At 73.0% G+C, this 1,046-nt stretch carries 1 protein-coding gene; it reads left to right on the top strand.

Annotated features, from left to right (window positions below):
- Positions 1–298 precede the first annotated feature (298 nt).
- Positions 299–1,024: a methyltransferase domain-containing protein gene (locus DKT68_RS00025; RefSeq protein ID WP_109815403.1), complete on the top strand. Its 726-nt coding sequence runs from the start codon at positions 299–301 to the stop codon at positions 1,022–1,024.
- Positions 1,025–1,046: the final 22 nt, after the last annotated feature.

The raw sequence follows: 1,046 nt of genomic DNA, 5'->3' as shown, positions 1-1,046 counted from the left end.
GGCCCGGCGCGGCGAGCGAGGCGGGCGGGGCGGCCAGGCTCGCCTCGGCCTCCGCGACCCAGCGTGCCGCTCTCTGCGGTTCCCCATCTCTCGCAGGACACGGCCCCGGGCGGGTCGGGGTCGCAGACGAGCGTGATACCTCAGAGGCATTTTTATACCTGTGAGGTATCGCCCTCCGGTAAGTCATACGCCGCTGGCTGCGACACGCCGACGGACGATCGGGCGACCCGCCGGGCCGGCCGACGGGCGGGGCATACCGGGCGCGGATGCGGGTATCGCGCGGCGGGAGGTGACCCCAATGGTCGCTTTGGCACAGACTCAGCCTTCGGCCGACCGGCTGCGGGCGATCGACGCGTTCCTCGCTGAGGCGTGGGAGGACCAGCTCCGGCACGACGACCGGCTCCGTGGACTGGCCGTCGAGGTGCGGTTCGACCGGGGGGTCGCCCACCTGAGCGGGGAGGTGGCCGAGCCCGCCGAGCTGCGGCTGGTCCGGGACGTGGTGGGGCGACTGGCCGGGGTCTACGGCGTCTGGTGCCGGGTCCGCGTCGGTGGGCGGGAGCCGGTGGTGGTGGACCTCGGCTGCGGGCCGACCAAGCAGTGGCCGGGCAACCTGGGGCTGGACATCTTCCCGGCGCCGGGGGTGGACGCGGTGGCGGACCTCTCCGGCTCGCTACCGCTGGCCGACAACTCGGTGGACGTCCTCTTCGCGGTGCACATCCTGGAACACCTGATCGACTTCCTGCCGCTGGTGGACGAGTGCCACCGGGTGCTGCGTCCGGGCGGCGTGCTGCACGTGATGAGCCCGTGGTGGGGGCATGTGAACGCGGTCGCGGACCCGACCCACGTCCGGCTGATGGACGTGCAGACGTTCAAGGGGATCTGCCAACTCCGGCCGCCGGGCACCCCGCGCTGGTTCCCGCTGCACGCCGGCTGCGACGGCGCCTCCATCTTCGCCGACCTCACCCCGTTGCCACCGAGCGCCGACCCCGCACCCCCCACCCACCTGGCCCGCTTCTTCGACTAAACCACCCCACCCCACCCGGGCC

Origin of the sequence: Micromonospora acroterricola, from assembly GCF_003172955.1 — a bacterium.
Classification (GTDB): Bacteria; Actinomycetota; Actinomycetes; order Mycobacteriales; family Micromonosporaceae; genus Micromonospora; species Micromonospora acroterricola.
The sequence above is the reverse complement of the archived record's forward strand: the minus strand, read 5'-3'. Positions and strand labels throughout refer to the sequence as shown.